26 protein-coding genes and 6 pseudogenes are annotated in these 26,314 nt (G+C 60.3%); 15 read left to right on the plus strand and 17 right to left on the minus strand.

Annotated elements, in window-relative coordinates:
* Positions 1–99 precede the first annotated feature (99 nt).
* The 3 genes and pseudogenes from L0A91_RS05690 to L0A91_RS05700 all read left to right on the plus strand — a co-directional run bounded on the left by L0A91_RS05690 (position 100) and on the right by L0A91_RS05700 (position 2,645).
* Complete coding sequence (locus tag L0A91_RS05690; RefSeq protein ID WP_235246178.1) at positions 100–330, plus strand: hypothetical protein; 231 nt, start codon at positions 100–102, stop codon at positions 328–330.
* 73 nt (positions 331–403) lie between these two features.
* Positions 404–1,132 (plus strand): DUF389 domain-containing protein, encoded by a 729-nt coding sequence (locus L0A91_RS05695; protein WP_235246179.1) that lies wholly within the window; start codon positions 404–406, stop codon positions 1,130–1,132.
* Between the two features lie 491 nt (positions 1,133–1,623).
* A pseudogene (locus L0A91_RS05700) lies at positions 1,624–2,645 on the plus strand (phosphatidylserine/phosphatidylglycerophosphate/cardiolipin synthase family protein).
* A gap of 78 nt (positions 2,646–2,723) precedes the next feature.
* Here the strand turns inward: L0A91_RS05700 and L0A91_RS18530 are convergent.
* Entirely contained in the window at positions 2,724–2,861 is a 138-nt protein-coding gene (locus L0A91_RS18530) for a family 1 glycosylhydrolase (RefSeq protein ID WP_311198047.1), read from the minus strand.
* A complete protein-coding gene (locus L0A91_RS05705; protein ID WP_311198048.1) occupies positions 2,861–4,135 on the minus strand; it encodes a family 1 glycosylhydrolase in 1,275 nt (424 codons plus the stop codon). Before L0A91_RS05705 ends, L0A91_RS18530 begins: the two co-directional genes overlap by 1 nt.
* 251 nt (positions 4,136–4,386) lie before the next feature.
* On the opposite strand from L0A91_RS05705, the gene L0A91_RS18535 reads away from it, so the two are divergent.
* The 7 genes and pseudogenes from L0A91_RS18535 to L0A91_RS05735 all read left to right on the plus strand — a co-directional run bounded on the left by L0A91_RS18535 (position 4,387) and on the right by L0A91_RS05735 (position 8,779).
* The gene (locus L0A91_RS18535; RefSeq protein ID WP_311198049.1) at positions 4,387–4,746 is read left to right on the plus strand and encodes a hypothetical protein; all 360 of its coding nucleotides are present in this window, start codon (positions 4,387–4,389) and stop codon (positions 4,744–4,746) included.
* Complete coding sequence (locus L0A91_RS05710; RefSeq protein ID WP_311198050.1) at positions 4,743–5,762, plus strand: ABC transporter substrate-binding protein; 1,020 nt, start codon at positions 4,743–4,745, stop codon at positions 5,760–5,762. The genes L0A91_RS18535 and L0A91_RS05710 overlap by 4 nt, the downstream gene beginning before the upstream one ends.
* 116 nt (positions 5,763–5,878) lie before the next feature.
* Entirely contained in the window at positions 5,879–6,862 is a 984-nt protein-coding gene (locus L0A91_RS05715; protein WP_235246180.1) for a carbohydrate ABC transporter permease, read from the plus strand.
* On the plus strand, positions 6,859–7,803 hold the full coding sequence (locus L0A91_RS05720; protein ID WP_235246181.1) for a carbohydrate ABC transporter permease: 945 nt from the start codon (positions 6,859–6,861) through the stop codon (positions 7,801–7,803). The genes L0A91_RS05715 and L0A91_RS05720 overlap by 4 nt, the downstream gene beginning before the upstream one ends.
* A 9-nt stretch (positions 7,804–7,812) precedes the next feature.
* Positions 7,813–8,094, plus strand: coding sequence for a LacI family DNA-binding transcriptional regulator (locus L0A91_RS05725; protein ID WP_235246182.1), 282 nt, complete (start codon positions 7,813–7,815; stop codon positions 8,092–8,094).
* Positions 8,025–8,393: pseudogene (locus L0A91_RS19635) on the plus strand (LacI family transcriptional regulator); the annotation flags it as partial. The gene L0A91_RS05725 and the pseudogene L0A91_RS19635, both read left to right, overlap by 70 nt.
* 68 nt (positions 8,394–8,461) lie before the next feature.
* Complete coding sequence (locus L0A91_RS05735; protein WP_235246184.1) at positions 8,462–8,779, plus strand: substrate-binding domain-containing protein; 318 nt, start codon at positions 8,462–8,464, stop codon at positions 8,777–8,779.
* A 100-nt stretch (positions 8,780–8,879) separates the two neighbouring features.
* Here L0A91_RS05735 and L0A91_RS05740 read toward each other — a convergent pair whose 3' ends face one another.
* From L0A91_RS05740 to L0A91_RS05755, 4 genes and pseudogenes are all read right to left on the minus strand, one after another.
* Positions 8,880–9,968 (minus strand): DEAD/DEAH box helicase, encoded by a 1,089-nt coding sequence (locus tag L0A91_RS05740; protein ID WP_235246186.1) that lies wholly within the window; start codon positions 9,966–9,968, stop codon positions 8,880–8,882.
* On the minus strand, positions 9,968–10,060 hold the full coding sequence (locus L0A91_RS05745; RefSeq protein ID WP_235246187.1) for a hypothetical protein: 93 nt from the start codon (positions 10,058–10,060) through the stop codon (positions 9,968–9,970). Before L0A91_RS05745 ends, L0A91_RS05740 begins: the two co-directional genes overlap by 1 nt.
* Positions 10,018–11,184 (minus strand): DEAD/DEAH box helicase, encoded by a 1,167-nt coding sequence (locus tag L0A91_RS05750; RefSeq protein WP_235246188.1) that lies wholly within the window; start codon positions 11,182–11,184, stop codon positions 10,018–10,020. Before L0A91_RS05750 ends, L0A91_RS05745 begins: the two co-directional genes overlap by 43 nt.
* A 305-nt stretch (positions 11,185–11,489) precedes the next feature.
* Positions 11,490–13,586 (minus strand): annotated as a pseudogene (locus tag L0A91_RS05755) (type IIA DNA topoisomerase subunit B).
* A gap of 274 nt (positions 13,587–13,860) precedes the next feature.
* On the opposite strand from L0A91_RS05755, the gene L0A91_RS05760 reads away from it, so the two are divergent.
* Entirely contained in the window at positions 13,861–14,562 is a 702-nt protein-coding gene (locus tag L0A91_RS05760; protein ID WP_235246189.1) for a CHRD domain-containing protein, read from the plus strand.
* 6 nt (positions 14,563–14,568) lie between these two features.
* Positions 14,569–15,300: a class F sortase gene (locus L0A91_RS05765; protein ID WP_235246190.1), complete on the plus strand. Its 732-nt coding sequence runs from the start codon at positions 14,569–14,571 to the stop codon at positions 15,298–15,300.
* Between the two features lie 469 nt (positions 15,301–15,769).
* On the opposite strand, the gene L0A91_RS05770 is transcribed toward L0A91_RS05765, so the two are convergent.
* Both L0A91_RS05770 and sigK read right to left on the minus strand, forming a co-directional pair.
* Entirely contained in the window at positions 15,770–16,399 is a 630-nt protein-coding gene (locus L0A91_RS05770; protein ID WP_235246191.1) for an anti-sigma factor domain-containing protein, read from the minus strand.
* A complete protein-coding gene (gene sigK / locus L0A91_RS05775; protein ID WP_235246192.1) occupies positions 16,396–16,956 on the minus strand; it encodes an ECF RNA polymerase sigma factor SigK in 561 nt (186 codons plus the stop codon). Before sigK ends, L0A91_RS05770 begins: the two co-directional genes overlap by 4 nt.
* A gap of 150 nt (positions 16,957–17,106) precedes the next feature.
* On the opposite strand from sigK, the gene L0A91_RS05780 reads away from it, so the two are divergent.
* Positions 17,107–17,325, plus strand: a complete 219-nt coding sequence (locus L0A91_RS05780; RefSeq protein WP_235246193.1) for a hypothetical protein — start codon at positions 17,107–17,109, stop codon at positions 17,323–17,325.
* A 98-nt stretch (positions 17,326–17,423) separates the two neighbouring features.
* Entirely contained in the window at positions 17,424–17,912 is a 489-nt protein-coding gene (locus L0A91_RS05785; protein WP_235246194.1) for a DUF456 domain-containing protein, read from the plus strand.
* Here L0A91_RS05785 and L0A91_RS05790 read toward each other — a convergent pair.
* The 8 genes and pseudogenes from L0A91_RS05790 to L0A91_RS05825 form a co-directional block, all read right to left on the minus strand.
* Entirely contained in the window at positions 17,909–18,334 is a 426-nt protein-coding gene (locus tag L0A91_RS05790) for a DUF3040 domain-containing protein (RefSeq protein ID WP_235246195.1), read from the minus strand. The genes L0A91_RS05785 and L0A91_RS05790 overlap by 4 nt on opposite strands.
* A 118-nt stretch (positions 18,335–18,452) precedes the next feature.
* Complete coding sequence (locus tag L0A91_RS05795; protein WP_235246196.1) at positions 18,453–18,989, minus strand: hypothetical protein; 537 nt, start codon at positions 18,987–18,989, stop codon at positions 18,453–18,455.
* A gap of 144 nt (positions 18,990–19,133) precedes the next feature.
* Positions 19,134–19,636, minus strand: a pseudogene (locus L0A91_RS05800) (hypothetical protein).
* 78 nt (positions 19,637–19,714) lie between these two features.
* Positions 19,715–21,253 (minus strand): hypothetical protein, encoded by a 1,539-nt coding sequence (locus L0A91_RS18540; protein WP_397333853.1) that lies wholly within the window; start codon positions 21,251–21,253, stop codon positions 19,715–19,717.
* Positions 21,254–21,292: 39 nt separating this feature from the next.
* A pseudogene (locus L0A91_RS18550) lies at positions 21,293–22,937 on the minus strand (hypothetical protein); the annotation flags it as partial.
* Positions 22,938–22,974: 37 nt separating this feature from the next.
* The gene (locus L0A91_RS18555; protein ID WP_311198054.1) at positions 22,975–23,499 is read right to left on the minus strand and encodes a PHP domain-containing protein; all 525 of its coding nucleotides are present in this window, start codon (positions 23,497–23,499) and stop codon (positions 22,975–22,977) included.
* 1 nt (position 23,500) lies between these two features.
* Positions 23,501–23,960, minus strand: a pseudogene (locus tag L0A91_RS19640) (SAV_6107 family HEPN domain-containing protein).
* Positions 23,960–24,319, minus strand: a complete 360-nt coding sequence (locus tag L0A91_RS05825) for a DUF6504 family protein (protein ID WP_235246200.1) — start codon at positions 24,317–24,319, stop codon at positions 23,960–23,962. The pseudogene L0A91_RS19640 and the gene L0A91_RS05825 overlap by 1 nt, the downstream one beginning before the upstream one ends.
* 301 nt (positions 24,320–24,620) lie before the next feature.
* Between L0A91_RS05825 and L0A91_RS05830 the strand changes: the two genes are divergently transcribed.
* A complete protein-coding gene (locus tag L0A91_RS05830; protein WP_235246201.1) occupies positions 24,621–25,763 on the plus strand; it encodes a polyprenyl synthetase family protein in 1,143 nt (380 codons plus the stop codon).
* Positions 25,764–25,781: 18 nt separating this feature from the next.
* On the opposite strand, the gene L0A91_RS05835 is transcribed toward L0A91_RS05830, so the two are convergent.
* Positions 25,782–26,159, minus strand: a complete 378-nt coding sequence (locus L0A91_RS05835; RefSeq protein ID WP_235246202.1) for an Rv2175c family DNA-binding protein — start codon at positions 26,157–26,159, stop codon at positions 25,782–25,784.
* Positions 26,160–26,314: the final 155 nt, after the last annotated feature.

Raw genomic sequence — 26,314 nt, forward strand, 5'->3', positions numbered from 1 at the left:
GGCGCAGCGCACAGCACTGAGAATGGTCTGTGCGCTGGCTAAGATCAAACGTTGTCGGCACGTTTGGTGGGGCAACCCCAGTTCTAGAGGAGCAGCACGTTGAATATCTTGGGGCCTATCGCCAAGGGTGACATCGATCGAATCACTGGCAACCTCTTTATGACAGGGGGCAGCGACGCCAAGAACTTGGTTGACTTCCGCGCCGGGCCACGCCGTCGCAATGTCATCAACTTCTGGGTGCTTTTGGTCCTTTCCGCGATCATCGCCTCTGTCGGCGTCGTGGCCGAGTCCACCGCCACTGTTATCGGAGCCATGATCGTGGCCCCCTGATGACGCCCATCCTCGGGACGGCGCTAGCTTTGGTGCTCGCGCAAAAGAAGCACTCAAACGCAGCCTTTTCTTAGTGCTTGGCGGCGCCGTAGCGGTCGTTGCCGTCGGCTTCACCTTGGGTTTGGTCATCCAGGGTGACATCAGCGCCGCCACGAACGATCAGGTCTCTGGCCGAGTCAGTCCTAAGTTGATCGACCTCATCGGTGCCGTCGCAACTGGTCTTGTTGGTGCCTACGCCATGACGCGAAAGGAAGTCGCTGACACGCTGCCTGGCGTTGCAATCGCGATCAGCTTGGCTCCCCCGTTGGCTGTTGTTGGCCTCACCCTTGAATCAGGCCACTTCGGCGAATCGCTGGGCGCCCTGATTCTCTTTGGCATGAACGTGTCGGCCATTATCGCGACCGGCACCCTGGTCATGTTGGCTTCCGGTCTGCGTCAAGCGGCAGTCGAGTCGGAGTATCAGGTGGGCGAATTCAAGGGTAAGACGCTCGTCACGGTGCTTCTGATCCTGGCTGTCTACATCATTCCGTTGGGCTACGGCAGTTACCAGGTAGCGCGCGAGCAGTACCTCATCGCTGAGACGCAGGCAGCCACCGAAGCGTGGGCAGACAACAAGAACTGGACTGTCAGCGATGTGAGGATCTTTCAAAACACCCTCACCGTGACTGCCGTTGGTCAGCCGCCCGAATTGAACGCTGAGGACCTGCGAGCTGAACTGGAAGGTGCCAATGTTGAGGGGCTCGATATCGTGGTGAACCTGATCCTTGGCGGCACGATCGAGCTACCGGCGACGAACCAATGATGCTCGAACTCGCCGCGAGCACCGGCGACTCCGCGGCCGCATCGGATTGGGTCACCATCTCCGCTGCTATCGGCGCGAGCATCGTTGTCCTGCACTTTATTATTCGGGCATTTGCCCTGGGGTTTATCCCCGAAGGACGCCGACCAACTTCTGGTATGGCCTGGGTCTTGTTCGTCATGGCCCTGCCCCTTCTGGGTCTGTTCCTCTGGACAATGTTGGGCTGGACCAGCATCGGCAAGGAACGGATGAGACGTCAGTTGGAGTCCCTGGATAGCATCCGCAAAAACGTTGCCACACACCCGATCACTGAGTTGCCTGGCGACCTGCCCCTATATATTCGGACATCCATGACGCTCAACCAAAACCTCGGTGCTCTACCGCCAGTCGAGGCTGGCGATGTGCAGCTCTATCAGGATTACTACGAGTCCATTCAGGCGATGGCCGATGAGATCGACAAAGCCCAATCCTGGGTGCACGTGGAGTTTTACATCATGGCTTGGGATGACGTTACCGAGCCATTCTTCGCCGCCTTGGCTCGTGCAGCCAATCACGGCGTCACGGTCAGGCTGTTGTTTGACCAGTACGCCACGAGGGGCAACCCCGCCTACAAAGAGCTGATCAGAAAGCTGCAAGAAACTCAGATCGATTGGCACGGGATGCTCCCGCTGCTGCCGTTGCGCGAAAACCTTCGGCGCCCTGATCTGCGCAATCACCGTAAAATCCTCATTGTTGATGGCGAAGTCGCCTTCATGGGCTCGCAGAACATGATCGAGCGCGGTTACAACAAGAAAAAGAACCACAAGGTCGGGCGCGAATGGGTGGAGCTGACCTGTCGAGTGACTGGCAGTTCCGCAAAGGCCCTCGACGCGGTGTTTTCCACCGATTGGTTCACCGAGACCGGTGAGAAGGCCACGCAAGCCGTCGACAATGCGCCTACGACTTCTAACCTTCCACGCACAGGCGAAGTCTTGGGGCAGGTGGTGCCCAGCGGTCCCGGGACTGTGGAAGAAAACAACCTGCGGCTGTTCACCAGCCTCATTTACGGAGCGAAAAGGCGGGTCTCCATCACCAGCCCGTATTTTGTGCCGGACGAGTCACTGCTGTACGCGGTCACAACCGCTGCTCAGCGCGGCGTTGAAGTCGAGTTGTTCGTCTCCGAGAAGGGCGACCAGTTCATGGTCGAACACGCTCAGGCCTCCTACTACAAGGAGTTACTCAAGGCAGGGGTCAAAATCCAGCTTTACAAGGCCCCCTACGTTTTGCACTCAAGCACTTCTCGGTGGACGACGACGTCGTCGTCATCGGCAGCAGCAACATGGATCTGCGCTCCTTCCACCTCAACTACGAAGTGTCGATGATGATGACCGGCGGCGACATCGTGCAAAAGATGCATGCGGTGGAAGACGCCTACCGTCTCGAGTGCAAGATCCTGACCGAAGAAGAGTGGTCGGGTCGCCCCTGGCACCGCAAGTACGTCGACAATGCGATGCGATTGACTGCTTCGCTGCAGTAGAAATTGGCACCCCATGCGTTAAAGGACGGCCACCCGTAGTTTCGGGTGGCCGTCCTTTTTCGAGAACTGATGAACTACCTAGGAAATGACGCCTGTTTTGGCGACGCTCGCATACCAACTGGCACTGGCCTTGGGGGTCCGTTCGCCGGTCTCGTAGTTCACGCGGACGATGCCGAAGCGCTTGGAGTAACCGAGCGCCCACTCGAAGTTGTCCATTAATGACCACAGGAAGTAGCCGCGTACATCCGCGCCAGCATCCATCGCGGCTTTGGTCGCCCCAGGTGGTCTCGCACGTAGGCGATCCGGTCCTGGTCGTTGACGTAACCGTCCTCGTCGGGTTGATCCGCGTAAGCTGCACCGTTCTCGGTGACGTACAACTGGATGCCCTTGGGCCCGGTGTAGTCGTTTTGCAACCGCACTAAGAGATCGGTGAGCGCCTGCGGGATGACTTCCCAGCCCATGTCGGTCTGCGGCAAACCTCGCAGGACGGTGGTGACGTGCTCCGAGCCTGGGTTTGCTGAGCCGGCTTCATCCTGGCGGGCTGCTGCTGCGGCCGCAGGGGCCTCCTGGGGGTCCACCCCGGTGACTGCATCGCCGAAGTAGTAGTTGACGCCCAGCACGTCGATGGGGGTGGAGATGATCTCCATATCGCCCTCTTGCACCAGGTCAGCGGGCCAAAGGTCCTTGACATCCTCCATCACGTCAGTGGCATAGGCGCCGGTGGTGATCGGCTCAACGAAGAATCGGTTGGCGAGGCCGTCAATGCGGCGAGCGGCATCAACGTCGCCTGGGTTGGCCGGATCGGCCGGCTTAATGTCGGTGAAGTTGAGGGTGAGACCAAACTCCAACTTTGGGTCGCGAGCGCGAAGTTCTGAAATGGCCATCCCGCTGGCCAGCATCAGGTGGTGTCCGGCAGCCAAGGCATCCGAACCGTTGCGGCGCCCGGGTGCGTGAACACCGTTGCCATAGCCCAAGAATGCCGAGCACCACGGCTCGTTGAAGGTCGTCCAGTAAGGAACGCGATCCCCCAGCGCGTCGTGCACGATCTTGGCGTACTCAACAAACTTGTATGCCGTGTCGCGGTTGGGCCAACCGCCAGCCTCCTCCAGCGCCTGAGGTAGATCCCAGTGGTAGAGAGTCAGCCACGGCTTGATCCCCTTATCCAGGAGTTCGTCGACCAGGCGCGAGTAGAAGTCAAGGCCCTCTTGGCTCGGCGGGCCGCCATCGGGACACACCCGTGCCCAGGAGACGGAGAACCGGTAGGCCCCGAGGTTGAGCTGCTGCATGAGGTCGACGTCCTCGGCATACCGGTGGATGTGATCGCAAGCGACATCCCCGTTGTCGGCATTCAGCACAGCCCCCGGCTGCCGTGAAAAAACGTCCCAGATGCTGTCCTTGCGCCCGCCCAGATGACGCCCACCTTCGATTTGGTAGGCGGCTGTCGCAGAGCCCCAAAGGAACTCGGGCGGGAAGGTTGCCTGGTCAGTCATAGGAACTCCATTTTCCGAAAGGGCGAAGTCGCCAGCTTCACGTCTGACAACCACGACCACACTAGTGCCTCCACGACTGGCCAGACCTGTGAGTTTCCCCAAAGCTGGTACAGGAGTTCACGAAACAATCGTTACGGCCTCGTTATGCGATGAATCACATGAGCGCCGTGAGATCGCTTACATTTGGGACATCCCTCATCGCCGAGGCGCGTCTGCGTCTCGGCACACCCTGCTGAAACGGAGGCGGGCATATGCCCTCACGTAAGATTTCTCGTCGCTTGCTAGCCATGACGGCTGGTATGGCGACTGTGACCCTGGCAGCCTGTGGCGGAAGCAGCGATGACAGCGGCCCGTTGGCCGACGTCACCAGCAACGTGGACTGCGCTGACTTCGAGGAGTACGGCGACTTGGACGGCAAGTCTGTCTCCGTCTACACCTCGATCATCTCCCCTGAAGACCAGCCACACATCGACTCCTACGCACCGTTTGAGACGTGCACCGGAGCCACGGTGGAGTACGAAGGCTCACGTGACTTCGAGGCACAGCTTCAGGTTCGCCTTCAGGCTGGCAACCCGCCGGACGTCGCCTACATCATCCCCAGCCCGGCTTGATTGCGACGATCGCTGACGGCTACCCGGACGTCATCCAGGAAGTCTCGCCTGCCGCACAGTCCAACGTTGATGAGTTCTACAACGAGGCATGGCGCACCTACGGCTCCGTGAACGACACCTTCTACGGTGCACCCCTTGGCGCCAACGCGAAGTCCTTCGTGTGGTACTCCCCGACCGCGTTCTCCGACGCTGGTTACGAGATCCCCACCACACTGGACGAGTTGTACACCTTGACCGACCAGATGGTCGCCGACAACCCTGACATCAAGCCATGGTGTGCAGGCATCGAGTCCGGTACCGCTACCGGATGGCCGGCCACCGACTGGCTGGAAGACATGATGCTGCGCACCGCTGGCGTGGATGTCTATGACCAGTGGGTCGCCCACGAGATTCCATTCGATGACCCGGCTGTGGTCACCGCATTGGACGAGGCAGGCAAGATCCTGAAGAACGACGCCTACGTCAACGGTGGCTTGGGCGGCGTTGAATCCATCGCCTCCACCAGCTTTGGTGACGCCGGCTACCCGATCCAGGATGGCAACTGCTTCATGATGCGTCAGGCGTCCTTCTACCAGGCCCAGTGGCCTGAGGGCACCGACGTCTCCGAGGATGGCGAGGTCTTCGCGTTCTACCTGCCTGGTGAGGCCGCTGACGATAGCCCGCTGCTGGTTGGTGGCGAGTTCACCGTTGCTTTCTCCGACCGTCCCGAGGTTCAGGCCTTCCAGGCTTACTTGACCAGCCCCGAGTGGTCTGACGTCAAGGCTCAGACGACCGGTGCCGGTTGGATCTCGGCGAACGGTGGTATGGACGCTGACCTCCTGGTCTCGCCCATTGACCGTCTGTCCTATGACCTGCTGACGGATGAGGCAACCGAAGTTCGCTTCGATGGCTCGGACCTGATGCCGGCCGCCGTTGGTGCAGGCACCCTGTGGACCGCCATGACGAAGTGGATCGCCCCCGGCGACTCCTCTGAATCGGTGCTGGCCGAGGTTGAAGCCAGCTGGCCCTCCAAGTAGGACCTAGCGAATAGAGAGGGTGGCGGGTGCAGATGACTTCGAGTGATCTGCACCCGCCACTTTCGCGTAGTAGACACTTCAACCTGCCAATTCACAATCTTTAGGAGGTTTACGCAGTGGATTTTCTCCTTGACACCACCACAGCGGGCGAAAAAATCATCGTCATGCTGATCGCGGTCGCGCTCTTTGTCGCGGTCATGGGTTTCGTTTTGTGGCTCGCTGACAAGCCCAGCGTGCCCCGTTTGGTCACGGTCGCGGGCTTCGTTGGCCCGGCGCTCTTGCTCTTGGTCCTGGGCCTGCTCTATCCGGCGCTCTTGACCATCATTCAGTCCTTCCAGAGCACAACCAAAGAGTTCGTCTTCCTCGACAACTACGCCACAATTTTTGGCACGCCAAGTTTCCGGACAGTGCTCTTCAACACCGCGCTCTGGGTCGTCCTGGTGCCGTTGCTCTCGACCGGTTTCGGCCTGATGTACGCCGTCCTGGTTGACCGGGCCTTCGGTGAAAAACTTGCCAAGACCCTCGTTTTCATGCCGATGGCCATCTCGATGGTGGGGGCATCGATCATCTGGAAGTTCGTCTACGAGTTCCGTCCAGACCAAGCAGGCATCGAGCAGATTGGTCTGTTGAACCAATTGCTCGTCATGGTTGGGTTTGAGCCCCAGCAGTTCTTGCTCAGCCCGCCACTGAACAACCTGTTCCTCATCGCCGTGATGGTATGGATCCAGGCCGGTTTCGCGATGACCGTCCTCTCGGCTGCAATTAAGTCCATTCCGGACGAGATCATCGAAGCGGCAAAGATGGACGGAGTCCAGGGCATGGCAATGTTCCGCTACGTCACGCTTCCGTCGGTGCGTCCGGCAGTCGTTGTCGTGATCACCACCGTGGCGATGGCAACGCTAAAGGTCTTCGACATTGTCAGGACGATGACTGGTGGCCAGTTCGAGACATCGATTGTGGCCAACGAGTTCTACAGCCAGAGCTTTAGCTTTGGCCGGCCCGATATCGGTGCCGCCTTGGCTGTCTTGCTCTTCGTCTTGGTCATTCCGATCATTCTTTACAACATCCGCCAGATGCGACTTTCGGAGGAGCAGCGATGAGCGAAACAACAACTCCGAAGGCAAAGTCAGCACTTGATGAGGCCGACGCAGTCGCCGGTCCTAGCGAGACACGCAAGCTGTCCCGCAAGGAGCAGCGCTCAGTTGACGCCAAGACTCGTTTGGCCTCGCCGTGGGCTTCAGGTTTCGCCCTGGTGCTGGCGATTCTCTGGTCCGTGCCCACGTTCGGGCTGTTCGTTAGCTCGTTCCGTCCGGAGCGCGCTATTAAGACCGAGGGCTGGTGGACGTTCTTCAGCAACCCTGAGGTGTCGCTGGAAAACTACGATGCAGTTCTGAACGGCAACACGGACTTCGCCGGAGCCTTCTTGAACACCGTGGTCATCACGATCCCGGCCGTGGTCATCCCGATCACGCTGGCTTTGTTGGCTGCCTACGCGTTCGCCTGGATGGACTTCAAGGGTCGCAACTTCTTGTTCGTGGCGGTCTTTGCCTTGCAGGTCGTCCCGATCCAGATTGCTTTGATTCCGCTGCTCACGCAGTACGTGAACTTCGGTATCGACAGTTCGTTGTGGGTCTTGTGGCTGTCGCACTCGATCTTTGCGTTGCCGCTGGCAATCTTCCTGCTGCACAACTTCATGATGGACATTCCACGCTCCCTCATCGAGGCTGCTCGGGTCGATGGCGCTGGACACGTCAAGATCTTCTTCCAGGTGCTGCTGCCTCTGTTGGTGCCAGCTATCGCGTCGTTCTCGATCTTCCAGTTCCTCTGGGTTTGGAATGACTTGCTGATTGCTTTGACGTTTGCTGGGCCGGATCTGGCGCCGTTGACGCTGAAGATCGGTGACCTTGCTGGTAGCCGCGGCTCTGAATGGCAGTTGCTTTCCGCTGGTGCCTTCATCGCCATGGTCGTTCCGCTGGCCGTCTTCCTCGGCCTGCAACGCTTCTTCGTCCGCGGCCTGTTGGCCGGTGGCGTGAAGGGCTAGTCAGACACCATGACAAATATCTCGGATGTGGCGCGGGTCGCAGGAGTCTCTGTGGCGACTGTGTCTCGCGCCCTCCGGGGTATCAACACCGTTCAAGAATCGACTCGCCAGCGTGTGCTTGAGGCCGCCGCAGAGCTGGACTATGTCGTCTCCCCCACCGCCGCCTCCCTTGCCTCTGGCCGCACTCGGGTCATTGGCATCATCACCCCATTCTTAGCGCGATGGTTCTTTGCCAATGCCATCAGCGCAATCGAAAGACGCTGCGCGAGCATGGATTCCACGCGCTCCTGATCGATCTTGAAGGCAGTAGCACCTATGACCGACGACAACTAACGACTCAGATGATGAGCAAGCGCGTCGATGGCCTGATCGCCGTCAACATCCCGTTACAGGATGAAGAGCTCGCTCTTATCACCCGCCTTGATCTGCCATTGGTATCGATCGGCAATCCCGTGCCCGGGTATCCCCTCGTGCAGATTGACGAGACTCAAACGGTGACCGCTGCCGTCGATCACATCGTCGCGCTTGGGCATGAGCGCATTGGCTACGTTGGCGCGGTCCCCGCTGACTCTGCCCACACTCTTGTGCCCTATCGACGCCTCAAGGCCTTCCGTGAAGCGCTCGCTGGTCACGCATTAAGCGTCGCTGATGCTTGGTGGTGTCCTGCGATTGGACTGCCTCCGACGCAGCGCGTCAGGCCAGACTCCTCTTTGCCGAGCCCGGAGGCCCAACTGCAATTATCGCCGGCAGTGACGAGATGGCTATGGGAGTCATATCCGCCGCCGCCGAAGCCGACCTGCGCATACCTGAAGACCTTTCGGTGATCGGGATTGACGATCACTACCTCTCTGAGGTGCTCAAACTGTCGACTGTGCGTCAAGACGTCCTTACCCAAGGCAGCGCCGCCGCCACGATTTTGCTCCACGAACTGCTTGAGGGCAGTGAAGAGGTTTCCCCTCACTGCCCTCAAACATGAGTTGCGACCGAGTGCTGACTGTCCCGACTGACTTGGTGCCGCGTCGTACGACTGCACCTCATCGTGGCACGGTCAGCGCTCACTCGTTCCTCGGACTACCTCACCTGGAGCGATCTGCCCCACGTGGTGGGCGTCCGCCACGGTCGCCGCCACGCCCGCCAGAGTTCTCTCGGCCACGGTAGCCGCCACCCGAGCGTCCTCCGCGGTCTCCGCCACCGTTGCGTCCACGGTAGCCACCGCCACCCGGGCGTCCACCTGGACGGCCACGGCGAGGGGGACGAAGGACATCGTCAAGACGCGACTGCGGGATCGGCTCGGCGGTCGGGGTCCGGCCACCTGCAGTGCTAATGACTGCCTCATCCTCGGGATTCACGTTCATCGGCGAGGCATCGACACCGGCGGAGTCCAACATGCGCTGGACCTGACGCTTCTGGTGCGGCAGCGCCAAGGTCACAACAACGCCGTCGGAGCCTGCACGAGCGGTACGGCCAGAGCGGTGCAGGTAGTCCTTGTGGTCTGCCGGCGGGTCAGCCTGCAGCACCAGGCTGACATCGTCAACGTGGATACCGCGAGCGGCAACATCGGTCGCGACGAGGACCGGGATCTCACTGCTCTTGAAGCCTTCAAGAACGCGGGTGCGCTGTGCCTGGTTCAGGCCACCGTGCAGGGCCGCCGCGAAGACGCCCGACTCACGCAACTGCAGAGCCACGCGGTCTGCGCCGAGCTTGGTGCGAACGAAGACGACGGTGCGGCCTTCGCGGTTGGCGATAGCTGCAGTCACCGACTTCTTGTCGTGCGGGTGCACCAAGAAGACGTGGTGATCCATCGTCGACACGCTTGCCTGAGCATCGTTGGTCGAGTGGGTGATCGGGTCGGTCAAGTACTTCTTGGCGACCTTGTCGACACCGTGGTCCAAGGTGGCGGAGAACAACAAGCGCTGTCCGTTGTCCGGCGTCAGGTCCAGGATTTCCGAAATTGCCTCAACGAAGCCCATCTCGGCCATGTGGTCTGCCTCATCCAGAATCGTCACAGCGACCTTGGACAAGTCAGCCGAACGACGCTCAATCAGGTCGGACAAACGGCCTGGCGTGGCAACGAGGACGTCAACGCCCTCCTCAAGGGAGCGCAGCTGCGGCGTGTAGGACATGCCGCCAGCAATCAACTGCTGACGCAGCTTCAATGCCGACATCAGGGGCGCAAGGCGTCGTAGATCTGGTTGGCCAGTTCGCGAGTCGGCGTCAAGATGATGGCGTGCGGGCGGTGCGGCGTTGCCCGAGGCATCTCGGCCAAACGGTGCAGTGTCGGAAGGCCGAAGGCCATCGTCTTGCCGAGCCCGTCTGTCCACGACCCAGAAGGTCACGGCCAGCGAGAGCATCCGGGATGGTGGCAGCCTGAATCGGGAACGGGTCGGTGATGCCCTGACGTGCCAGCGCTGCGACCAGGTCGGCGTGCAGCCCAAGTGCGGCAAAGCCGTTGTCGCCAGTCACTTCCTTGGCCTCGGGGCCGCGCGAACGCGGCGCTGCCGAGCCTGCGGCCGGAACTGATGATGCAGCCTGGGGTGCTGCGGTGGTGGTCGGTGCGCTCACTGGGGCCTGTTCTGTTCGGGCTGGACGCTCATAGCGTGTTGCTTCGTGCGACGCGCGGTCACGGTTGGACGGACGACGCGTCTCGGGACGCTCGTAGCGGTCGGGGCGACCCTCGCGCTCTTCACGGTGGGTGCGGAAGCTGCGCTCGCCATACCCACGGGTTTGCTCACGGTTGTCATCGCGACCGCGGTAGCCGCCACCCTGACGATCGTCGCGGCCGCGGTAGCCGCCACCGGAACGGTCATCACGCTGGTAGCCGCCACCAGAGCGGTTGTCGTCGCGGCCGCGGTAGCCGCCACCAGAGCGGTCATCACGCTGGTAGCCGCCACCGGAACGGTTGTCGTCGCGGCCGCGGTAGCCGCCACCGGAGCGGTCATCACGCTGGTAGCCGCCACCAGAGCGGTTGTCGTCGCGGCCGCGGTAGCCGCCACCGGAGCGGTCATCACGCTGGTAGCCGCCACCGGAACGGTTGTCGTCGCGGCCGCGGTAGCCGCCACCAGAGCGGTCATCACGCTGGTAGCCGCCACCGGAACGGTTGTCGTCGCGGCCGCGGTAGCCGCCACCGGAGCGGTCATCACGCTGGTAGCCGCCACCGGAACGGTTGTCGTCGCGGCCACGGTAGCCGCCACCGGAGCGGTCATCACGCTGGTAGCCGCCACCGGAACGGTTGTCGTCGCGGCCACGGTAGCCACGTGACTCGGGGGAACGCTCAGAGCGGCCCTCCGACGGTCGGGATTCGCGGCGGTCTTCCCAAGACGCAGCGGCACGACCACGTGCTTGGCCATTGCGCCGCGGGCGGCGCGCATCTCGTCGTTCCAACGGGGAGCCTTTTCGCCATTGGAGGGAGCAGAGCTGCCACCCTGCTGACGTTGCACACGTGCCTGCTTCTTTGGGCAGCACTGTGTCGGGCTTTCTTGGGCGCGCTAGAGCGCGCGGGCTTTGTGCCATGTAGGCATCGCTCGCTTCTCAAATCATCGAGGTCGGTTCGCCTCAACGCTTTGGAGCGTGTCTGGTACCTACCTCCAGGCGCTCTCTTTGGCGCCCGATGGGCCTCCAGGATCGGGTCGTCCCGGGGCATGAGGGTCCGACTCACGTGGGCGGACCGTCTGTAATGCTACCAGGAGTTAGGCATCAATTCGGTCACGATCCAGGTCGTGAGCAGAATCGATGATGAACTCCTTACGAGGCGCCACGCTGGACCCCATGAGCAGCTCGAAAACCTCTTCGGACCTCGCAGCATCGGCCATCGTCACGCGCCGCAGGGTTCGATACCGCGGATCCATCGTGGTTTCGGCAAGTTGGTCTGCATCCATCTCGCCAAGGCCCTTGTACCGCTGCATTGGCTGCTTGACCGTGCGGCCACGCTTGTTGAAGGCAGCCACGGTCTTGCGCATCTCGGCCTCAGTGAACGTATAGAGCATCTCTTTTTGGCACGGCCGGAAGCATTGACTTCAATGCGGTGCAGCGGAGGCATAGCGGCATAGACCTTGCCTGCTTCAACGAGCGGTCGCATATACCGGAAGAAGAGCGTCAAAAGGAGAGTTCGAATGTGGGCACCATCCACATCGGCGTCCGTCATGATGATGATCTTGCCGTAGCGGGCGAGGTCAACATCGAAAGAGCGGCCAGAGCCCGCCCCAATCACTTGAATGATTGCTGCACACTCGGCATTGCTCAACATGTCAGAGACCGAGGCCTTTTGGACGTTCAGGATCTTGCCGCGAATTGGCAACAGGGCTTGATACTCGCTCGACCGCGCAAGCTTGGCCGTGCCCAACGCGCTGTCACCCTCAACGATGAATAGCTCTGAGCGCTCGGTGTCGGTAGTGCGGCAATCGGCCAACTTAGCTGGCAGGGTTGAGGACTCAAGTGCGTTCTTGCGGCGTTGAGTCTCCTTGTGAAGTCGGGCAGAAAGTCGGGACTTCATCTCCGAAACGACTTTGTCGAGCAGCAAGCTGGACTGAGATTTGTCATGCTTCTTGACCGAGGTGAGCTGCGCGGTCAACTCCTTCTCGACAACTTTGGCCACAATCTGCCGGGCAGCGGCAGTGCCAAGCACCTCTTTGGTCTGGCCCTCAAACTGCGGCTCAGCAAGGCTCACTGTGACGACTGCCGTCATCCCAGCCAGGACGTCATCCTTGTCCGGCTTGTCGTTGCCCGCTTTCAGTTTGCGACTGTTGACCTCAATCTGCTTGCGAAACACCTTGAGCAGCGCTTGCTCAAAACCTGCCATGTGGCTACCGCCCTTGGGCGTAGCAATAATGTTGACGAAACTTTGAACGGTGGTGTCGTAGCCGGTGCCCCAGCGCGCGGCAATATCGACGACGCACTCGCGTTCTACGTCGGTGGACACCATGTGGCCCCGGTCATCTAGCACCGGGACAGTTTCGGTGAAGGATGCCGCTCCCTGCCAGCGCCAGGTGTCCGTCACGGCAGGATCTTTAGCTAGGTATTCGACGAACTCGGTGATCCCGCCGTCGTGCACGAAAAGCTCTTCGTGCGGGCCGTCCGCCCCCGGCGTCCCCGCGATACCGCGCTCATCGCGAATCGTGATCCGTAGGCCAGGCACCAGGAACGAAGTCTGTCGAGCACGGCTGGCGAGATCTTCGTAAGAGAACTTGGCTCCACGGCCAAAGATCTGCGGGTCTGCCCAGTAGGTGACCCGAGTGCCCGACACACCGCGCTTGACCTTTCCGGTCACCCGCAGTTCAGAGGTCTTGTCGAAGGGCGCGAAATCGGCTTGGGGTCTTTGCCTCCTGGTCATCGAACGCACCGGGTTCTCCACGGCGGAAACTCATGGAGTGCGTCTTGCCGGCTCGGTCGACCTCGACGTCAAGGCGAGCCGACAGCGCGTTGACGACTGAGGCACCAACACCGTGTAGCCCACCCGACGCTGCATAGGAGCCACCGCCGAATTTGCCACCGGCATGCAGTTTGGTGAAGACGACCTCGACGCCAGACAGACCCGTGCGTGGCTCGATGTCTACTGGCACTCCGCGACCGTTGTCGCTGACCTCAACGGCGCCGTCGGCCTTGAGCACGATGTCTATGCAATCAGCCACGCCAGCTAGGGCCTCGTCAACCGAGTTGTCGATGATCTCCCACAGGCAGTGCATCAGCCCGCGGGAGTCGGTTGAACCGATATACATGCCTGGCCGCTTGCGGACAGCCTCAAGCCCCTCCAGGACTTGGAGGTGGCGGGCCGAATAATCGGTGGCCATGACGAGTGCTCCTTGCTGACACGCGAGCCGGACGCCACTGGACGCCCTGCTTGAACTTCCCCTGCTTCAGCAGAGTAACTCTCAGCCCTGACACAGCCGTGCAGAACACTCAATCTCAAAGTTTTTGCTGTGATCCAATCCACAGCGGAGTCCGCCCCGAATGCCTCCATGACCAGCGAGACGACACAACGGTTTGTCTCCACGTCAACTAGGAGCATTTGATGCGTAAGACACGATTCGGCCCCTCGCTATCGCAGCTATCGTCGGCTTGCCTATGGCCTTTGCTGGCCCAGCAGCGGCAGAACACGAGCAAGACTTGATGGCGGAACTGACCCAGTTGAACGACTCAGGTGCTTCAGGCACGGCTTACGCCGGCGTGAGCGGCACTGAGGTGACCATCTCGCTGGAGACCTCCGGTCTTCTCGCAGATGCACCCCACGCCCAGCACATCCACATCGGTGGCACTAACTCCTGCCCCGACCCAAACATGGAAGGAACCGGCTTTGAAGGTGCTATTCGCACCCTCGACGCAGCGGACTCCTATGGCGGTGTGCAGGTTTCGCTGACCAAGGAGCCCGGCGAGACGGGCCCGGATGCTGCCCTCGACGTTGCCAACTTCCCCACGGGTGACGCGACATACTCGCGGACGATCGAAGTGTCCCAGGAAGTTGCCGACCAGATCGCAGCCGGTGATGGCGTCGTTGTCGTCCACGGTGTCGACCACGATGGCGACGGAGAATACGGCGGCGACATCGAGTCTGACCTGGACCCCTCGTTGCCCTCCGAAGCAACTGACCCTGCTGCCTGTGGTGAGCTGAACCCGACCATGGACATGCCCGCTGGCGGTGTCGCCACCGGTGGCGGCTCGACCGCTGGCATGGAGTATGCAGGCGTCGCAGCCTTCGGTGCTCTCGCACTCGGTGCAGGTGTTGTCGGCATTGCAGCCACCCGTCGTCGCGAGAACGCTTCGAGCTGACCTGAGATGACAACCACCACGAACGGCCGCGGGCGAGGACTCTTGCCCGCGGTCTTCGCGGTCATCGCACTCATCGGGTTGGTCAGCGTGGTCTGGGTCTGGATGAATCAGCAAGCGGACCCGCCTGCTCCCGCCTCCGCCGCTACTGCTGGGGTCAGCAGCGAACCGGCGCCTACCAGCGCCCCAGCCGACGCCTCACCCACTGAGGACGTGAGTGAGTCAGAGACCGATGAGCCTGTGACCGCGGTGAACACGCCCGCTCCCCCGGCATACTCACTGGCGGCCTCGGAGCCCGTTTCTATCTCTATCCCCAGCATCGACGTGACCTCTGATCTCCATGCCCTCGGGCTCGCGGACGATGGGTCGCTTGAGGTGCCCTCTGGCGACTTGTATGACCAGGCCGCTTGGTATGACGGCTCACCCACACCCGGCGAAGTCGGCCCCTCTGTTATCGAAGGGCATGTGACCAGTGCAGGTTCAACCCCTTCGGTGTTCTTCGAGTTGGGTGCTGTGGAAGTCGGTGACGTGGTCGACGTTGACCGTGAAGACGGCTCAACCGCTTCCTTTGAGGTGTACGACATTTCGTCGTTTCCCAAGGACGAGTTCCCCACGTTGGCCGTCTACGGGAACACCACTGGGTCCGAGTTGCGAGTCATTACTTGCGGCGGAACCTACTCGGCCGACGACCGAGCCCACGAGGACAACATCGTCGTCTTCGCGAAGTTGGTTGAATCCTAGATTCCGTCCTGTCTTGAACTCATAGCTCAATCGTCAATCACGAATATGACCCCCGGCCGAAAGGTCGAGGGGTCATATTTCTGTATCTGATCAAGTGAACGTTCAGGCTGGGCGTTGCCGCTTTCAGTGCACTGGCACTTGGCGCCGGAGCTATTGGCCTGGCCGCCGTCGCAACCCTTGGGCGAGGTCATCCCCGCCACAGCCAGTCCGACTTGTTGAGGGGCCTACGCCCCCGTACAGCGGTCTCACCTCGACAACATCGTCGTCTTTGCAAAACTTCTCGAGGCTTAGACGGTCCCGGCAGCCTTGTCTCCTGACGACGGAGGGCAACTGCCGACATATCAACAGCTAAATGGCCCGGTCTCGAAAGACCGGGCCACTTCGTTTGTCAGTCAAGAACCCAACTATGCCTCGAAAGGAATCGCGGCCACAGGGTCAGTTGTGGGCTGCTCAACGCCGGGGTTGGGCTCTACCGTGAGCGCAACGGCCGTCGCCTGCGATGGATCACCGTCAAGGACGAACTCGTCCTCGCCTTCGGGAATGACCCTGCCGATACCACTGTGCCCTCTGGGGTCACGAACCAGGCCTGATAGACCTCGTCCTCAGCGAGCGCCGGCATATCAGGCGCCTGCAAAACTGCTTGGTCCGACGTTGGCGATACATAGACAGTCAGTGCCGTCTGCTCGAAGTCAACTGAATACTTCGTGGTGTCATCAGCTTGGATGATCTCGTCAGTGACGCTTGTGGGCTCACCGTTGAGGATATCCACGATGCCCCACGAACCGACAGCCAGGACTCCGGCAGCGGCCACGCCCCACAACCATTGCTGTGTGCGACGACTCCGCCGTGGAGCAAGCGGAGTCACGACCGCCGCTTCTTGCGCTACAGACTCAACAATTTGATCCCGTAGGTGCTGGGGTGGAGCCACGTCCAAACCAACGCTGAACTCGGTCACGGACTCGCTATACAGAGCGAGTTCTTCACGACATGGCGCGCACTCTGCCAGGTGGCTTTCTACCTGGACGCGCTCAGCGTCATCGACCGCATCTACAGCGTAGGCGGCCAGGAGTCCATCAACATGCTCTTCAGGGGTCTTCATCCCAGACCTCCCATCTGCTCTCGGAGTTTGCGTAACCCATCACGGATCCGCGTTTTAGCTGTGCCCAGGGGGATACCAAGTCGGTCAGCGACCTCACGGTGAGTTAGCCCATCGAAATACGCCAACTCAAGCGCCTCCTGATGCGGTGGGCCGAGGTCCGTCACGGCGGAACGCACGGCCTGTGCAGCCATCTTCTCTTCTACTTCCTCCATCGTTGGGTTCGGTGGAGGTCTGTCAGCACGTGATTCGTAGGCAAGGTCACGATCGGATTGCGACTGGGCCGAACGCACTCGGTCAATGGCCCTGCGATGGGCGAGGGTTAGCAGCCACGACAAGGCACTTCCACGCTCGGGATCGTAGTTTTCCGCTGTTCGCCAGACCTGAAGGAAGACCTCTTGGGTCACCTCTTCAGCCTGGGCCACGTCTCGCAAGACGCGGATGACAAGGCCATGCAGACGTGGACTGACCAGGTCATAGAGCTGGGCAAAAGCGTCTTGGTCTTGCGCAGCGGTCGCTTGTAGCAACGCGGCAAGGTCAGTCGTGCTCGGCTCGGGCATGCCCCCATGCTGCCTCACTGTTACGCCATTGGCAGAAACCGACACGAATAGCCGTTTTGAATGAGGCGGGGATTAAGGTCGCGTGTTTGACTGTTATTACTTGCGGAGGCTTCAACAGAAGGCCTCTTGCTTTATGAAAGGAGCACTGACGTGAACACCACTATGGCCCCTGAACTGACTGTTGCAGACCGGTGCGACCGCTGCGGCGCTCAGGCCTACGTCCGCGCTCGTCTTGCCGGTGACTTGCAGTTGTTGTTCTGCGCCCACCATGGCCGAGAGCACAACGACAAGTTGCGCGACATGGAGAACGTCGAGATCACCGACGAGTCCGACCGTCTGCTCGCTGACTCAAAGGCTTCGGCCGAGTAGCAAGCCCTCATCAACGAGTGAAGGCCCTTCCCGATTGTCGGGAAGGGCCTTTTCCTTGTTCTGCGCTGGGGGTGCGCGCCTATATCGGTGGCAGACTGATGCGCATGGTTGCCGTGACCGTGCTCTGCACGCTGATGATGTTGGTGGGACTCATCGGCATCGTTTTGCCGATTCTGCCGGGGCTCTTATTGGTCTGGGGCGGCGTGGCGGTCTGGGCTTTCGCGGAATCCTCAACGACTGGGTGGGTCTTGTTGGGTGCCTGCAGCGCAATTATTGGCTGCGGCGTGCTCCTGGAGTTTTTACTGCCTGGCAAGCGGATGAAAGCGGCCGGCGTCGCAACTTCAACACTTTTGGTCGCGGTGATCGTCGGGGTGATCTGCGCGATTCTTATCCCGGTAGTCGGCTTCTTTATCGGTTTCCCGCTGGGTATCTACCTCGTTCAACGCACTCGGCGCCGAGACCACCGGGATGCTTGGGACGCTACTAAGCACGCGTTGAAGGCGATCGGGCTCAATATCTTGATCGAACTTCTAACGGCCCTCGCAGTGATCGCACTCTGGGCCGGAACGTTGACGCTGAGCGGCTAGAAGCCGTTGCCCTCGTCGCGACGCTTCTCCCAACGCTGCTCCATCCGCTGCATGAAGCCGCCCGAAGTGTTTTTCTTGGCGGGCTTACTGCTGCGTGAGGACTTGGGGCCGGGCTTCACAGAACCATCCGGCTTCACTGCACCGAGAGTTTGCTTCTTTTCGGGGGCTGGTGCGAAAACCCATGCGCCACCGAGAACCATTGCGCCGAAGCCAAGGCCGCCAATCCAGATTTGTTGGAGGACGACGGAGAGCACGACAAGGCCGAGACCAGCCAGGGTAATAACGACGCCCACGGCAGCACGCCGCCGGGCGACTTTAGCTTGCCCGGTGCTTTTGAGGTTTGAGGCGAATCGGGGGTCCTCGGCGTAGAGGGCCTGCTCCATCTGCTCAAGCACTCGCTGCTCGTGATCGGAGAGCGGCACGGGGAACCTCCCGGTTGTTCGATGCAAACCGCCAGGGGACGGCTCGACAGTGGCTAGCGCCCGACGTGGTCATCGATGACGCTTTAGTTATCAGGATATGTCGTCAACGTCTGAATCACTACCCCGGGTTCCCGTTGCGCTCAAAGAGCCGCCGGGTGACGCCCCGGTAAGGCGTCTGGCCCGACCAAACTTGCTGGTCGAACGGCACCCTCTCCGAAGCGCGAAGCTGCTCGGTCCATCGCCCGTTCGGCATCTGCCCAGCCGTGTTTCGGCTCATCCAATCGGTGTTGAACCAATGTTTCAGATCCCGCGGATAGACCTTCGACCCGCACCCTAAGAGCCGCACACGAGCGCGCTGAAGACCCAGTGCCGCTAATGCTGCTTGTGCTGCAGCATGAACCTCTCTCGTGCTGTTGGTTGGAGTAGCAAGAGTTCGCGAACGGGTAATGGTGGTGAAGTCAGCGAATCGTACGGTCAAAACCACCGTGCGGCCCAGCATGTTGCTGCGCCGCATTCTGCCCGCCGTCCGCTCACTGAGGTGGAGCAACTGTCTGCGACAAAGCTCCGGGTCATCAATGTCATAGTCAAACGTCTGAGAGGCTCCCGTGCTGCGCTCACTCTTAACCGGTTTGACCGCATCATGATCAGCCCCCAAGCCAAGGACTTGAGGTAATCAGCGGCACCATTGCCCATCGCCCTCGCCAAAGTCGAATGCGGTAGATGAGCGATATCAGCGACAGTATGCAGACCGAGTCGGTGCAGTTCGGACTCGGTCGCCGGGCCAACTCCCAGAGAGACTTCACCGGCAATGGGTGCAAAAGCTGACGACCTCGGTCGGTGGCACCATCAAAATGCCATCTGGCTTTGCTGCGCGAGAGGCCATCTTGGCCACCACCTTGGTGCCAGCACCACCCACAGAACAGGGCAGATTCAGCTCGTCGGCAATAGTGTCTCTGATCCATTGGCCAATACGAGTCGGGGATCCCCACCTTCGCCGGGCAGCGCGGACGTCAAGGAAGGCCTCTTCCATTGACACTGGCTCGACATGGTCAGTTACTTCCCGAAAAACGGCCATTACTGTCTCCGAGACCCTTGAATACTGCTCGTAGTCAGGGGGGATGATGCTGGCCTGCGGGCACAGCCTTTTGCCTGCGCCACCGGAATGCCTGATCGAACACCAGCCGCGCGAGCAGGATAGGTCGCAGATAAGACCACGCTGCGCCAGCCCCCACCAACGATGACGGGCTTATCGGCCAAATGGGGGTGGTCCAGCAACGACACTGAGGCATAAAAAGCGTCCATATCGACATGCAAGATCAAGCAACCAGCATCGCTGGGGACTTCTTTGATGTTCTTTCCTCGCTCTTCATCCCTGTGCACTCATCGACCAGAGCTACCGGGGCTTGAGTGCCACAGTTTGCTCATTTGCTCGCTTATACCCGACCCCGCGGGACCAACGTCGGCATAGGGCGACTGTTTGAACCCCGAAGGGTGGAGCAAGACCCGGCGCTGTTGAACGGTTGAAGTCGTGATGCTTTCCTGATTCTTGGCGCTGTCCATCAACGCTCGAACCGCTTCGATGCCTTCGGTCTCGTAGACCTGAGCGAGGTGCGACATGTCCCATGCCGCGCTCGCACGCACAGAACGTCCACGAGGCCCGGTTCGACGCAACACACCTCGAACCACCAGCAGCCAGGAGTGAAAGACCGTTGAGGCGTACTCGCCCTGGGCGTCTTCAAAGAAGGTCGAATCACTCGGGCCAGTTCCGTCATCTACTGTCAGAAAGACGACTCGGCGACCAGACCGCACTGGTGGTGTCTGGGTCGCCACCTTGGCTCCCGCCACGAGAACCTCAGCACCCTGTCGATGGTGCAGTAGTTGATCCGCTGGAGTGACACCCAGTTCTTTGAGCATCGGCCAATACGTTGTGACGACATGCGAAGTGACATCCATCCCCAGCACCTCCAACTCAGCCTGGGTTTGCTCAACAGGCGTCATCTCAGGCAGACCACTACTCCTCTGCTCAAAGGGTTGATCGCCGATATCAAGTGCCAGTTGCGCAGACACCGAAGCTTGTGGCTCCCAATCCCGATGCCCTTGGGCCTGGCCTCGAGCCAAATCTGCGACCTCGCCACCGGCAGTGTTTCGCGAGGCGAAACGTGTTTTGGGGCGTCGCGGGCCTCGGCCCTGACGTTGGTGACTTCTGCTCCAGCGATCCAACTCTGCGAGGTGGAGCAAGAGATCGCGTCGGCTTAAACCTGAACCTCTGCTTGCCGCCGCACCCACACCACACAGTTGGTCAAAGGCCCCTGCCACAATGAGTCGCTCGGCCACGGGTCGGCTGATCTGGGCTCGATGCCAAAAGTCACCTAGCGAGTGGAAGGGTTGGCCAGCGATAACGCGGGCCATCTCGCTCTCGGTGATCCCTTTGACCTCGGCAAGAGAGAGTCGAATCCCGTAGTGGGCGGCGCGACCTTGAATAAGCGCCATATCTCGCTCCACCCGGTCATCAGCCTCCGAAGTTTTGGCTTCACTCCCGGCTATTGCTTCAGGCTCTGCCGAGCCGTCTACAGCTGGCTGACTCTCCACGATGAATTCTGCGCGCGATGCGTTGACATCTAGCCCTAAGACCCTGACACCCATCGTGCGTGCTTCATCCAGAATCAGCCGTTTGGGGTACATCCCAGGATCGTGAGTCAGCACGCCAGCGAGGAAGGCTGCTGTGTGGTGCGTCTTTAGCCATGCGGACTGATACGTCGGCAGGGCAAACGCTGCAGCATGCGCCTTGCAAAACCCAAAGGAGGCAAAGGCCGCTAGCACCTCCCATATGCGGTTGATATCAGTGTCGCTATAGCCTCTATCCGCTGCAGCCTGGCGCCACCACTTCTCAACCTGAATCTGGCCCTGGCTGCTGCCCATTGCCCGCCGCACCTCATCTGCTTGAGCCAGCGTCGCCCCCGTGGTCTCAGCCACGATGCGTAGGACTTGCTCATGGAAGACCACGACTCCGCAGGTGCTCCGCAGCGCCGGGATGAGCGACTTATGCAGATACTCGGGCTCGTTCCACCCTTGTCGGGCATTGAGAAATGGCCGAATCATGTCTGACTTAACCGGCCCCGGGCGAAAAGAGCGATGTCGATGATGACGTCCTCAAAAGTGGACGGCGCGAATTTCCCGATGAGCTCGCGCTGGCCCGGAGACTCGATCTGGAAGCAGCCCAGTGTCCGCGTGGACTGAATCAGCGAGAAAGTGGCTGGATCGTCAAAGGGAATCTGGGTCTCATCATCAAGATCGATGCTGACTCCGTCCACTCGTTTAATTTCTTGAACAGCGTGCGACATCGCCGACTGCATCCTGATGCCAAGAACATCCAACTTGAGCAGGCCGAGGTCCTCGACATCGTCTTTGTCGAACTGACTCATGGGGAAGCCCAGCCAACTGGACTCCACTGGCGTCCGATCCAGAAGCCCGGTGTTCGACAAGATGACTCCACAGGGTGCAAGGCGACGTGCCGCGGCAGACCATCCAGGCTCTCCACGAGCTCAAAAAGAGTCTGCATCCGTGGCGCATCAAAGCCCATCCGCCGCAACTCTGGCAGATCGTTGATCGCCAACCGCGCGTCTCTGGCTCGAATATGCGGGAAGGCTTTAGCGATGACGTCGATCTCACCAGGTGGCATTCCTAGGGTTGCTGCGACGTCTCGAATCGCATGCCGAACCCGGTAGGTCTCCATCATGGAAACGCAGGTGACACGCTCCGAGCCGAATTTGTCCAGGATCTTTTCATACATTTCAGTCCGTCGAGCGGACTCCACATCAACATCAATGTCAGGCAGTTGCGCTCTCAGCGGGGTGCAAAACCGCTCCATCAATAAGTCATGACGCAACGGGTCCACGCCGCTGATCCCTAACAAATAGGTCACCAGACTGCCGGCCCCCGACCCTCGAGCAGCGACCCGGACACCGTTGTCCCGAATGAGATCGCACACTGCGGCGACAGTGAGGAAGTAGGTGCCATAGCCCAGGCCGGCAATCACCCCCAGCTCGTCCTGTAGCCGGGACAGTGCCGTTTTTTGCGCTTGCGCTGTTTGAGTTGGGTATCTCCACGAAAGCGCATCGTGACAACGCTGACTCAGGATGTGCTGAGCGTGACCGACACTTTTGGCGCCGAGGACTTCAGGCTCAGGCAGATGGACTGCACCAATGCCAAGATCCGAGCGGCCGTCCAAGCGGCATTCTTGAGCTAGTGCAAAGGTCTGGCGGAGCAAAGCGGATGCATCGGCATCAGACCCCGAAGCCGCTGCTACTCGTTCTGCGATGGCAACCATGTCTCCTGTTGAAGTCAGGTGTCCGGCCGTAGTCACCCGATCAAGATGGCGGTCGGCTAACGGCACCATCCGTCGAGCGGCATCGAGGACATCAACCACACGCGCCTGCGCAACCGCGGCATGACGCACCATCGCGGTAAGGACCGCAGGAACACCGGCCTGGCGGGCCAAGGCCCACATCCGAGCAGCCTGAGTCACACTGCCGGCGGTGTCTATTGGCCCCCGTGGCACACGACCTCTACGACGAGTGCATCGGCAGGCAATGAGCGTTGCCATCCGCGCAGCAGAGAGTCGGCCCGTTGTCGATGCCCGGCTAGCACTGCTCGGCCAAAGTCTGAATCTGGCCCGAGCATGACGACAACCGGGCTGGTGTGGTCGATTGGAGCTGCGGCCCGACGAAGCCCATCAAGGGACACACTGGGCTTACCTCGCTCACCGCGCAGGTGGGCTTGGTCACCATCCGGCAGGTTCTTGCCCACCCCTGCCCTGGTGCTAATCCTGCTTGCTGACCACGTGCCAGCACCGTGACCCGGGGGCGACGATCATCCATGACCACCCCGCCCTTGGCTGGTTGAGCCCGAGGCCGCTTGCCTCCCGGGTGACCAGGAGGTTGCTCGCTGTGGGCATATACGAGATCGACACCCAAAACTGGTGAGATGCCCACCTCTTGGCACGCCTGCACAAAGCGCACTGCGCCATAGGTCCCGTCTCGGTCGGTCAACGCCAAAGTCGATTGACCGAGATCGGCGGCACGGCGCACTAACTCCGCTGGTGTGCTTGCGCCGTGCCGCAGCGAAAAGCTCGAGGCAACATGCAGGTGGGGGAACCCCTGCTCCATCTCAACTCCTTCGGGTGACGGCCAACCCGCTCGGCAAAGCGGAGGCGCCGGGTAGGTGAAGCATGGCTCTGACTAACTCCAAGAACCCTTCGCTTTGCCGGACCAGATCATCTGCCTCACGGCTCGTAATCGCGCTGGCTCCAGGCTCACCGAACTGCAGTCGCTTACGCCCTGAGATGGAATAGAAGATCGCCCACTCAGTTAGCTCTGGAGCTATTGCTGGCAACAACTCCCACGCTGCGCGGCCTAGACCAGCCAGAGGATGTTGTCCGGGCCGCTATGAGAGCGGATGCCGCACGCAGTGAAGCCAGGTGCGCCAACTCATACCTCTCTTGTGGAGTGGAGCTGTGGCATGCCTCTAACAAGCCTTCCCAGGCGCGTTCCAAAAGCTCTAGGACCGAGCTCACTGGTGGGGTATCTGCCGAAGGTATGGCTGATTCGATCTCGCAGTTCACCGACATCAGTCAGTCACTCCCAGAACCTGCCAAGGCTGCCCTTGGGCGAGATCAAAGATGCCAGTGTTGGACTCCCGACCGGCGCGCGCTTCAACTCGCCAGATCTGACGCTCTAAAACTTCGATCTGACCGCTTTCTTCCCATGCTGACTGCCACCAAGGCAGTCGTTGGGTCCATTGAGCGAGCACCTCTTGCACTAAGTGCAGTTTTCCTCGCCACAAAAAGGCCGTCGGCACCAGACCCTGCTCATCTGGCATCTCACCCATCTCACTACTCTGGGGACGCCCTGTGGTGAGCCAACGGCCACCCACAGCTTGCGCCTGGCCTAGTTGGACTTGCACTGCCTCGTCATATCGCCGACTCATTGCATTAACCTCCTTGACTGCTCAGTCGAACACTTGTTCGAACATGTGTTCGACTGTACGCGAGGCCACCGACAGGGTGTCAACACCCGCGCTCAACGAACATCAGTCGGGCCATCTCGAGGCCAGGAAACACTGCTTGTGGATAACGTGCGTCTTCGATTTCAGCCTTGCGGCACCATAGAGATCACGGCCACCGGGGTGCGCCAGCGCAATCGTTCCGGGCCGAGGAGGGGTGGCCCGGAACGACCGCGTAGGCTCAGCACTGCACAATGAAGCCCGCGCCGACCCAGAAGGACATCCGGTGTCATCAACTGAGCGAACCACTGCCACTGAGGGCACCCCAACAACGGGCGCCGTCACGTCGCACCCTCTCGCCAGCGTCAACCTGCATCAACGGGTCCAGGCAGCACTCGACGTTCACATCAGCGCACAGCGTGAGGTGCTGGCAGAGCTCGGCCCTGAGGTGAGCGATCTCGTCGATGCAGTCGCTTCATTGCTTGCCGGCGGCAAGCGCTTGCGTGCTGGCTTTCTCTACTGGGGATACCGGGCGTTCAACAATGAAGACTCAGATGAACTCGTCGCCTGCGCGAGCGCCCTTGAAGTTTTTCAAGCCGCTGCCCTCTTGCACGACGACGTCATGGATAAAAGCGATACGCGTCGAGGCAAGCCCACTGCTCACCGCGCCTTCGCCGCGCAGCACCAAGCAGCTGGGTGGCAGGGCGACCCGGAAGATTTCGGTCGCGCGGCCGCCATTCTCGCGGGCGATATGTGCCTCAACTGGTGCGACGAAATTTATACAACCTCAGGGATGCCAAGCATCGAATTAGCCCGTGCTCGACCCACTTTCGATCTCATGAGAACGCAACTTATGGCCGGTCAGTATCTTGATGTCTTGCACAGCATGCGCGATTGGGCAGATCTTAATTACGAGCAACGCATTGCCCAATCCAGGGCAGTCATTCGGTACAAGAGTGCCAAATACACCATTGAGCACCCTCTTCTCATTGGCGCACAGGCAGCTGGTGCCCCGCCAGAAGCAATTGCTGATCTTTCTACCTACGGAATGGCTCTAGGCGAAGCTTTTCAGTTGCGAGATGACGTCTTAGGGGTATACGGAAACCCGGAAAGCACTGGGAAACCAGCGGGCGACGACTTGCGAGAGGGGAAACGCACCGTGCTCATCGCGCATGCTCTTGAGCACTCCAACACCGATGACTGCGACTTCCTCTTAAAATCGCTGGGACAGCACGATCTGAGTGCCGTCGACGTCGAGCGGTGTCGAGAAATCCTGATTCACAGTGGAGCTGTTGAGCGCACCGAAGAGATGATTAGCGAGCAGAGCGACATTGCCGCCGAGTCGCTCAGCCGTATCACCCAAGCGACCAGCGAAGGCCTGGACGCCCTGCACAGCCTGATTGACATCAGCACTGCCAGGGCGACCTAAGCCTGGGAAACAGACGACCTAGAAGGCTGTTTCCTGAGCGCGACGGCGCACTTCAGTCTTATTACCTTCACACAGCGAAGCAATGGCACTGCCACCCAAAAGGGTGGAGTCTGGGCGGTATAGCCAGTCGATGATTTCTTCATCCGAGTAGCCGCTGTCCGTCAGACGAGTGATAGTTCCCCGCAAAAACTTGAGCGGGCCTTCGGGGGTAACAAAGAGTTTCGGGACCCGCAAAGCGTTGTTATTGCCCCGCCGGATCCCAACCACATCGCGCTCTTGCAGCCAAGTCTTAACTGTCGCAAGAGAATCACCGGTGAGGTCCATGATCTCGGGGACGGCTAACCATGCGTCGTCGGAATTTAGTGCTTCATGAATTACATTGCTGTCATCTACCACGCCTACAAGTCTGCCACACGTAGCGACACGCTTTCCATCTGGAAACGCCCCTTACTTTCGGGTAGCGTCCCACACGTCCCCTCAGCACCGCGGCCCACAACCGTCTCGGATGTCACATTGGTCACTCTTGGGTCAGTCCCACCCGAGGTTGAAGT

It is taken from the genome of Ornithinimicrobium sp. INDO-MA30-4 (assembly GCF_021535045.1).
Classification (GTDB): Bacteria; Actinomycetota; Actinomycetes; order Actinomycetales; family Dermatophilaceae; genus Ornithinicoccus.

Excerpts from the sequence above, each read along its gene's own strand:
- L0A91_RS18530 (WP_311198047.1), bottom strand. The coding sequence starts at position 2,861 with ATGGACAACTTCGAGTGGGCGCTCGGTTACTCCAAGCGCTTCGGCATC.
- L0A91_RS05705 (WP_311198048.1), bottom strand. The coding sequence starts at position 4,135 with ATGACTGACCAGGCAACCTTCCCGCCCGAGTTCCTTTGGGGCTCTGCG.
- L0A91_RS18535 (WP_311198049.1), top strand. The coding sequence starts at position 4,387 with ATGCCCTCACGTAAGATTTCTCGTCGCTTGCTAGCCATGACGGCTGGT.
- L0A91_RS05720 (WP_235246181.1), top strand. The coding sequence starts at position 6,859 with ATGAGCGAAACAACAACTCCGAAGGCAAAGTCAGCACTTGATGAGGCC.
- L0A91_RS05725 (WP_235246182.1), top strand. The coding sequence starts at position 7,813 with ATGACAAATATCTCGGATGTGGCGCGGGTCGCAGGAGTCTCTGTGGCG.
- L0A91_RS05740 (WP_235246186.1), bottom strand. The coding sequence starts at position 9,968 with ATGTCGGCATTGAAGCTGCGTCAGCAGTTGATTGCTGGCGGCATGTCC.
- L0A91_RS05745 (WP_235246187.1), bottom strand. The coding sequence starts at position 10,060 with ATGCCTCGGGCAACGCCGCACCGCCCGCACGCCATCATCTTGACGCCG.
- L0A91_RS05760 (WP_235246189.1), top strand. The coding sequence starts at position 13,861 with ATGGCCTTTGCTGGCCCAGCAGCGGCAGAACACGAGCAAGACTTGATG.
- L0A91_RS05765 (WP_235246190.1), top strand. The coding sequence starts at position 14,569 with ATGACAACCACCACGAACGGCCGCGGGCGAGGACTCTTGCCCGCGGTC.
- L0A91_RS05770 (WP_235246191.1), bottom strand. The coding sequence starts at position 16,399 with ATGAAGACCCCTGAAGAGCATGTTGATGGACTCCTGGCCGCCTACGCT.
- sigK (WP_235246192.1), bottom strand. The coding sequence starts at position 16,956 with ATGCCCGAGCCGAGCACGACTGACCTTGCCGCGTTGCTACAAGCGACC.
- L0A91_RS05785 (WP_235246194.1), top strand. The coding sequence starts at position 17,424 with ATGCGCATGGTTGCCGTGACCGTGCTCTGCACGCTGATGATGTTGGTG.
- L0A91_RS18540 (WP_397333853.1), bottom strand. The coding sequence starts at position 21,253 with ATGGGCAGCAGCCAGGGCCAGATTCAGGTTGAGAAGTGGTGGCGCCAG.
- L0A91_RS18555 (WP_311198054.1), bottom strand. The coding sequence starts at position 23,499 with ATGGAGCAGGGGTTCCCCCACCTGCATGTTGCCTCGAGCTTTTCGCTG.
- L0A91_RS05825 (WP_235246200.1), bottom strand. The coding sequence starts at position 24,319 with ATGAGTCGGCGATATGACGAGGCAGTGCAAGTCCAACTAGGCCAGGCG.